General features: G+C 48.8%; 6 protein-coding genes. 4 read left to right on the top strand and 2 right to left on the bottom strand.

Features of this window, described 5'->3' with window-relative positions:
* Window positions 1-153: 153 nt before the first annotated feature.
* Window positions 154-1,608 carry a phytoene desaturase family protein gene (locus C8E01_RS07180; RefSeq protein ID WP_116542665.1) on the bottom strand — a complete coding sequence of 485 codons (1,455 nt, stop codon included), beginning with the start codon at window positions 1,606-1,608 and terminating at the stop codon, window positions 154-156.
* A gap of 81 nt (window positions 1,609-1,689) precedes the next feature.
* Here C8E01_RS07180 and C8E01_RS07175 point away from each other — a divergent pair, with 81 nt between their 5' ends.
* The 3 genes from C8E01_RS07175 (at window position 1,690) to C8E01_RS07165 (ending at window position 4,306) form a co-directional block, all read left to right on the top strand.
* Window positions 1,690-2,517: an SDR family oxidoreductase gene (locus C8E01_RS07175; RefSeq protein WP_116542664.1), complete on the top strand. Its 828-nt coding sequence runs from the start codon at window positions 1,690-1,692 to the stop codon at window positions 2,515-2,517.
* Window positions 2,518-2,552: 35 nt separating this feature from the next.
* Window positions 2,553-3,782, top strand: coding sequence for a BaiN/RdsA family NAD(P)/FAD-dependent oxidoreductase (locus tag C8E01_RS07170; RefSeq protein WP_116542663.1), 1,230 nt, complete (start codon window positions 2,553-2,555; stop codon window positions 3,780-3,782).
* Between the two features lie 80 nt (window positions 3,783-3,862).
* A complete protein-coding gene (locus tag C8E01_RS07165) occupies window positions 3,863-4,306 on the top strand; it encodes a ferritin-like domain-containing protein (RefSeq protein WP_116542662.1) in 444 nt (147 codons plus the stop codon).
* Window positions 4,307-4,649: 343 nt separating this feature from the next.
* Here the strand turns inward: C8E01_RS07165 and C8E01_RS07160 are convergent, their stop codons facing one another.
* Window positions 4,650-6,509: a DEAD/DEAH box helicase gene (locus C8E01_RS07160; protein WP_116542661.1), complete on the bottom strand. Its 1,860-nt coding sequence runs from the start codon at window positions 6,507-6,509 to the stop codon at window positions 4,650-4,652.
* 662 nt (window positions 6,510-7,171) lie between these two features.
* On the opposite strand from C8E01_RS07160, the gene C8E01_RS07155 reads away from it, so the two are divergent.
* Window positions 7,172-7,708 carry a hypothetical protein gene (locus tag C8E01_RS07155; RefSeq protein ID WP_116542660.1) on the top strand — a complete coding sequence of 179 codons (537 nt, stop codon included), beginning with the start codon at window positions 7,172-7,174 and terminating at the stop codon, window positions 7,706-7,708.
* Window positions 7,709-7,856: the final 148 nt, after the last annotated feature.

Raw genomic sequence — 7,856 nt, 5'->3', positions numbered from 1 at the left:
AAAAGTTTGGCCCTTTTGCTGTAAGGACGCAGCCAGAACAGCAAAAGGGCCAGTAAATTAAGATATAGCAATGACACAGTTCTAATTACACTCCCTTTTAATCTGTAATTAAAAAGGGGGGATATTGATAGTAAAAAAGTATTTAATGCACACTTAAAAATGATCCCGTAGTAGTTTGTTGGCAGCGATGATGCCGCTGAGGCACACCCCCACAATTCCCTGCCCCGGGTAAACGGAGTCCCCGCAGACGTAAGCGCCTCTGTGGTCAAGTCTGGCGTCTTTCATTTGCCAGGGTTTAATGTCGCGGTACTGCGGGTAGCCGCCTACCATGCCGTAGGCTCTTTGTGTCCAGAAGATCCAGGCACCTGGAGTGGCCGAGTCCAGGTATAGGATGTCTGCCCGGTTGAGCATACCCAAGTCTTCCATTTTGGTGATGATCGCTTCTTGCAGCTTCCTTTTGTCCTCTATCCGAAGTGTGGCTGGGTTAGGCACATGCGTACTGATCGCCATAACCCGCTCTCCTTCCCCCGCTCTGCCCTTATCCGCTGGATGACTATAACTGACAAAGAAACTCTGGCTCCCTATTAAAGGCAATCCCTCCGATACATGCACCTGGTGATGCAGGACAGGTATAGCCGATGCGTTGCGGAGCGCAATGGCCATGGTGAAAGCACCGTTGAGCTTCTCAGAAGGCAGCAGATAGGGCTTTAGTCTTTGCCTGACCTTCTTGTCCTGAAACAACTGAAAAGTATCGTTAAGCGTTATCCCGCTGATCACAAATCGGGATCTATAAGTGTCTGCCATACAGCTGACTTCGTAACCTTCATCTTTAGGAATAATCTTGTTCACGTGGTGTCGATACAAAATGGTGCTACCTTGATTATGCAGGTATAGCTCAAGTGCTCGAGCTAGTCCGATCATGCCGCCTTCTACATAATAGTTGCCGAACAAGGTATAGCACAGGGCGGTTGCGCCAAACAGTTCATTCACTTCCACCAGGTGGTTTTGAGCCGTGATCAGCAGTTGCTCATTCACAAAGTCGGTAAACAGCTTGTTGTCCAGTAAGCCGTATCGCCTGAGCAGGTCTTCCATGGTTCGGAAGGCACCCGGCAGCATCGAAAGCTGATGCGGGCGAACCTGCCTAATCGCTTGCCACAGGTCCTGCACATTTGAAAAGGGAAAAGACAGTTGCTCCAGCGATGTGCGCCATACCTGCTGACTAACCCGATAGCAATGTTCCCAGAAAGGCCGCTGCCCCTTCGCTCCGAATACCCGCTCCGCTTCTTTTATCCAATCCTCCAGGTCTGCATGGCGTGTCAGTACTTGTCTGTCTGGTAAATGCACCTGCATCGGGGTTTCAAGTTTCAATAACGGCAGTTTTATACCTGTTACATCGAGCAGATGGCGCAGGGGCATGTGCTCGTCCAGGCCAACCAGCGTGGTGGCGCCTGTCTCGAACCAATAGCCTTTGCGTTTGTAAGTAGATGCACAGCCACCGGGGTATTTGGCCTGCTCCAGCACGGCTATTTTCAATCCCTTTTGAGCTAACAGGGCTGCGGCGGTGAGAGAACCAAAACCAGAACCGATCAGGATGACATCGAACTGCATGTATGTATTGAATTAGGCTTACCTTTGTGACAAACGATAACAAGAAAGCTTACGGATTGTTAGCTCTAAAACCCCAAAACGATGCAAAAGAAAGCTGACATTAGTGTGATGGGCTGCGGCTGGCTTGGCCTTCCGCTGGCAGAAGCCCTTGTAAGTTCCGGCCGTCGGGTAAACGGCTCCACTACTTCGCAGCAAAAATTGGAGGTTCTGAGCCAGTCAGGTATACAGCCTTTTCTGATCAATCTCTCCGATCCGGAGTTAGACCATCAGGTACTCAAAGATTTTCTGCAGGCGGAAGTGCTCGTACTTAACATCCCTCCCAAGCTTCGATCTGATGGCGGTGAGAGCTACCTGCAACAGATGGCAGTACTGCGCAAAGCGCTCCTAGCTTCGCCTGTAGGCCGGGTGCTTTTTGTGTCGTCTACTTCGGTATACCTGGAGCTCAATCGTATTGTGACGGAAGAAGATACCAGCTTCACTGATGAAGTGGACCCGGAGAACACCCTGCTAAAAGCAGAACGAATGTTTCAGGACAGTGAGAACTGGGTGTGCACGGTTGTGCGCTTTGGCGGTTTGGTTGGCGGAGACAGGCAACCGGGCCGCTTCCTGGCAGGCAAGCAGGATCTGCCAAACGGGGACGCGCCCGTCAATATGATCCACCTCGAGGACTGCCTGAACATACTGCAGCGCATCATCGCGCAGGAAAAGTGGGGCCAGGTATACAACGCCTGTGCCGACGAGCACCCGAGTCGCAGAGATTTCTACGAAGCCGCCGCAAAAGCCCTTGATTTGACAATTCCTACTTTCAAAGATATGGAGGAAACACATTTTAAGCTGATCAGCAGCCAGAAGTTGAAAGACGATTTGGCCTACGTCTTCTCCTACCCCAATCCAATGGCATTCTTTTAGTGTTTAACCATTTAACAATTTAGCAATTCGTTAACATGAATATAGTAGTGATAGGTGGCGGTGCGGCAGGCTATTTTGGGGCGATCGCCTGTGCGCAGGCCAATCCAAAGGCACAGGTTACCATCCTGGAGAAGAGTAACAAACTACTTTCCAAGGTAAGGGTGTCGGGTGGCGGGCGCTGCAACGTGACACATCACTGTTTTACGCCTTCGGTTTTTGCGCAGCATTACCCACGTGGCGGCAAACAGCTAAAGGAAGCATTCAAGACTTTTGGAGCAACTGAGACGGTGGAGTGGTTTGAGCGCCGGGGCGTGAAACTGAAAGCTGAAGCCGACGGGCGCATGTTCCCAGTCACCGACAATTCCCAGACCATCATCGACTGCTTGCAACGCGAAGCCACCAAGGCCGGAGTGGAAGTCAAAACAGGTATAGCGGTGGAGCGCATCGTACCTCAACCTGAAAAGAAAGGCTATACCTTATCCCTAAACAACAACCGTGAACTGCAGGCTGATCGGGTGTTGGTCAGTTCAGGTGGCAACCCAAAGAGTCAAAATTATGATTGGCTGCGGGCGCTCGGTCATTCCATTCAGGAGCCTGTCCCTTCCCTGTTTACGTTCAACGTGCCGGGCTCGCCGCTCAAAGAGCTACAGGGTATAGCAGTGCCGCAGGCCAGGGTGCGCATCGCCGGGCAGAAACTTGAGTACAGTGGCCCGCTCCTGATCACGCACTGGGGTTATAGCGGTCCGGCAGTCCTCAAACTCTCTGCCTGGGGGGCTCGCCTGTTTCATGGCATAAACTACCGCTTCACGGCGCTTGTAAGCTGGATGCATGATCAAACCGAAGAAAACCTACGTGAGCAACTGCAGGGTTTTCGGCAGGCACATCCTAAGAAAATAGTAACGACCAATCCGCTTTTCGGTCTACCACAACGACTTTGGAAAGCGCTGACAGGTATAGCAGGTATAGGTGACGAAGTGAAATGGGCAGAACTGCCCGCCAAAAACACCAACAAGCTGGTGGAAGCCTTGCTCCGGTTGCCCGTCGAAGTAGACGGCAAAACCACGTTCAAGGAGGAGTTCGTGACCTGCGGTGGCATAGATTTGAGCCAGGTTAACATGAAGACGATGGAGAGCTGCTTGCACCCTGGTCTGTACTTTGCCGGTGAAGTGCTGGATGTGGATGGCATTACGGGTGGTTTCAATTTTCAGGCTGCCTGGACGACCGGCTACCTGGCGGGTCGCGCCATGGCTGTATCCATATCCTAGTATAGCGATATATCCATTTTGGTAACAAAAACGTAGGTATTGCAGTACATCAGCATACAAAACCTAAAAAAAATATCACTATGGAAATTAATAAGGAAGTTTACTCAACCGTGCACCATCTCATCGAAAGATGCAAAGACGGTGTAAAGGGCTATAAAACTGCTGCCGAAGATGTAGAAGACCAGGACCTGAAAGACCTGTTCAGAAAGTACGCCGTGCAGCGCGACAGCATGATCACCGAACTTCAGGACCAGCTGCACAAAATGGGCAAGATGGACGACGAGTCCAGTTCCATCGAAGGAACCCTGCACCGCGCCTGGATCGATATCAAAGCTGCCCTTTCTTCTAAGGACAGAAAGCGTATTCTGGAAGAGTGCGAGCGTGGCGAAGACTATGCCGTGAAAGCCTACGAAGAGGCCGTGCAGAAGAACTTGCCGGGAGAGTTGAAGCCGATTGTGGAGCAGCAGTACCAGGATGTAAAGAACGCACACGATCACATTCGTTCCCTGCGCGACAACGCCTGATCTATTGCAAAAGACTGATAATACAGAAAGGAGCCTTGAGCTCCTTTTTTTGTGCCTTCGCCCTTGAAGAAAGGTATAGACAGGTATAAAATAATAAGCCTGACATCCGTCTGATGTCAGGCTTATCAGTTCTAACTGCGTAAAACAGTAGAATAATCTTCCAACCTTTTTATGATACCTTCTTTAACGGCAAGGTATAGCCAAGGTTACACGATCTGAGAAAAAAATTAAAAACAAAAAGGCTGACGTTTCAAGTCAGCCTTTTCTAACAAGATGAAGCTTTTTACACTTCAAGCGTTGTATACCTGATTATACGATCTGCCTTTTGGCAGGTTCGCTTAAATTAGAATCTTTTTTTGCGGAATCCGCCACGATCACCTCCGCTGCTGCGACGGTCACCGCCTCTGAAAGAGTCACGGTCGCCACGGCCACCGAAACGGCTTCCACCGCCTCCGTATCCGCTGCCACTACCTTCTCTGCGTGGACCACGATCACGATCGCCACCATAACCTCCGCGGTCACGGTCACCACCGCCGAAGCGCTTGCCACCACGATCTCCACCTCGGTCACGGTCACTGAAACCGAAATCTTCTCTGCTGCCTCCACCGGCTTCGCCGTCCTTCTTCTGCGATTTCTCTACGATAACCGTACGTCCATCTACTTCGATGCGGCCTACTTTCTGCAGGATATCTGCCGTGTATTCAGTAGGAACCTCAACAAAGCTGAACTTGTCGTACAGGTCGATGTCACCTACTTTAGAAGCAGGTATATCAGCATTCTGGCTCAGCAGGTCGATCAGGTCCTTTGGATGCACACGGTCTTTTTTACCGATGGTAATGAACAGACGGTCGAAACCGGCTTTAGGTCCACCCATGCCTTTTTCAGCTTCCTTGCCAGCTTCTTTTGTTTTGGCTTCTTTCAAAGACATTTTCAAAAGGGCGGCGGCGATCTCAAGGGAGGTATACTCTTCGTTTACCAGGCTTTCGATTTTGGTGATGTGCTTGGTCAGGTTGCCCTTCTCCAGTACTTCACGCACCTTCTCCAGGTATACGCTGGTACGCAGCTCGTTCACGTCATCGTAAGTAGGCACCTGCTGCAGCTGGATATTGGCTTTTGTATAGCGCATGATATCCTTCAGCTTGTACATATCGGAACGACCAGACACGAAAGAGAAGGCTCTGCCTGACTTACCGGCACGGCCAGTACGACCGATACGGTGTACGTAAGCCTCTTCGTCCTGCGGCAGGTCATAGTTGAACACCGCCTCTACGTTATCCACGTCCAGACCACGGGCAGCCACGTCAGTAGCTACCAGTATTTCCAGCGTTGCGTTACGGAACTTGCCCATCACGTTAGAACGCTGGTTCTGGTTCAGGTCGCCGTGCAGGGCATCGGCGAAATAGCCGCGGGCCTGCAGGTTGGTCACCAGTTCATCCACCATACGCTTGGTATTGCAGAAGATGATAACCGACTTCATGTTGTGCATGTCCAGAATGCGGGAAAGAACTTCCTGCTTCATAGAGTTACGCACCTCAAAGTATACTTGGTCAATGTTAGTTACCGTCAGTTCCTTATGTACCACCTTCACGATCACCGGATCGGTCTGGTAGCGCTTAGTCAGGTCCATGATCGGCTTGGACATGGTGGCCGAGAAGAAGATCGTCTGGCGCTCTTCCGGCATTTTGCTAAGCACAAACTCGATGTCGTCACGGAAGCCCATGTCGAGCATTTCGTCCGCCTCGTCCAGGATGATCTTTTTGATCTTGTCCAGTTTGAGGGTACCGCGCTCGATGTGGTCCATCACACGACCCGGTGTACCGATCACGATCTGCACACCCTGCTTCAGGGCACGCAACTGACGGTCGTAAGCCTGTCCACCGTAAATAGGCACAATGCTGATGCCTGGCTTGTACTTAATAAGTTTTTGAATTTCTCCGGCTACCTGAATAGCCAGTTCACGCGTTGGGCAAAGGATTAGTGCCTGCACACTGCGGTCGTTCTCGTCGATGCTCTCGATGGTAGGTATACCAAAGGCGGCCGTCTTGCCCGTACCCGTCTGGGCCTGGCCAATAATGTCGCGTCCTGCTAAAACTACCGGGATTGCTTCTGTTTGGATGGGAGATGCTTCTTCGAAGCCCATGTCAGCGATAGCTCGCTGGACTTCCGGCGAAAGCGGAAGCTCGTCAAATCTGATTTTGTTCATTCTGTTATAATAACTTTTTACACTTCATCTGGAGACAGCCTGTCCATAAACCCTTCTTTACGAAAAAGAAGTCCGACAAGAAAAAAAATCAACCAGGTTATGCTCAAAAAAAGCGGTGTAGCCAGTTATACTTAAATCAGACTGATTCCAAATCGGCTGCAAAGGTACGCATAATAAATGAAACCACCATCATGTGTCCTAGTTTATTATTATAATCGTGTTGCATAAGTTGTTCTGTATTATTTGATTATAAAATTGTTCTGAGAAAATGGTGAACGATTATATTAATTTCAATTTCTTTTTTATTTTGCGTCAAAATATTCCAAAAAAATATTGAAATAAGAAACACGATTTTCGTTTGCACGTTATAAGAGTACATTCACCCTTGAAATCTAGCCATTAACTATTATTAAAATTAATCATTGGTTTATCCAATAATTTGCACGTAGTTTAGTGTACCATAGGATCGAAACCAGTTCATTTTAAACAGATGCTTTGCCAGTTCTAGTAAAATGATCGATTCGTCCGGTCTTATGCGCTAGCCTTTTTTACCTCCGCCCCGCCCTTTTACCTGAAAGCTAAACCTTAAGATTAAACTATAGAAAAGATACCTTATCAATTTAAAATAGCGTTGAACTTTAACCCTTTAATCCTTTCTAATTATGTTACACTTCTCCAAAATCACAGCTAAAAGCAAGGACTTTCATTTAATCGCCTCAGGCGCACTGGCCTTCAAGATCCACAACAAGATCTTGAAAGACGAAGACTTCATGAAAGGTGCCAAAGTTTCACGCAATCTGCTGTCAAGCAATGCGGTTATCAAATCTGATAAAAGTGAGGCAAAGGTGTTCTTTGTAATTATTTCGGACCTCGACAAAATGAACGCCTCTAATTTGTGTAACATGATTGCGAAGGAGCGTGCAAAGGGCAGTTATGCCGTATGCCAGGTAATACCGATGTATTACAATGAGCCATCTTTTAAAGCGCTTAAGATGCTGCGACAGAATTTTGATGAAGTGATTGAACTGAACAAATTGACGCTGGGTGGCGGCAAGGCGCTGATGAGCACTGAGCAACAGCACTGCATTATCACGGATTACTCCATCTCGATGGCACGCATTGTGCGCCACGTTTGCGTAAGTGACCATGTGCAGGTAAAAGAGAAAGAAGAAAAGAAAGGGCAGATCGTATACGCATAGCCTTTTACTCTAACTTAGAAAGGCATTTAGCTCCTTCGCGTCAGCGGGGGAGCTTTTTGTTTTTTATACCTTGACCAACAAACACTTGCTTGAGGCGCCTATTATTTTAAAGTCAGGCACTGGTATAAGCCAACCAGTAAATGTATCT

This window comes from Pontibacter virosus (genome assembly GCF_003096355.1).
Lineage (GTDB): Bacteria > Bacteroidota > Bacteroidia > Cytophagales > Hymenobacteraceae > Pontibacter > Pontibacter virosus.
Note: the sequence above shows the minus strand (reverse complement) of the source record. Positions and strands in the feature narration are given on the sequence as shown.

Excerpts from the sequence above, each read along its gene's own strand:
- C8E01_RS07160 (WP_116542661.1), bottom strand. The coding sequence starts at position 6,509 with ATGAACAAAATCAGATTTGACGAGCTTCCGCTTTCGCCGGAAGTCCAG.
- C8E01_RS07170 (WP_116542663.1), top strand. The coding sequence starts at position 2,553 with ATGAATATAGTAGTGATAGGTGGCGGTGCGGCAGGCTATTTTGGGGCG.
- C8E01_RS07165 (WP_116542662.1), top strand. The coding sequence starts at position 3,863 with ATGGAAATTAATAAGGAAGTTTACTCAACCGTGCACCATCTCATCGAA.
- C8E01_RS07175 (WP_116542664.1), top strand. The coding sequence starts at position 1,690 with ATGCAAAAGAAAGCTGACATTAGTGTGATGGGCTGCGGCTGGCTTGGC.
- C8E01_RS07155 (WP_116542660.1), top strand. The coding sequence starts at position 7,172 with ATGTTACACTTCTCCAAAATCACAGCTAAAAGCAAGGACTTTCATTTA.
- C8E01_RS07180 (WP_116542665.1), bottom strand. The coding sequence starts at position 1,608 with ATGCAGTTCGATGTCATCCTGATCGGTTCTGGTTTTGGTTCTCTCACC.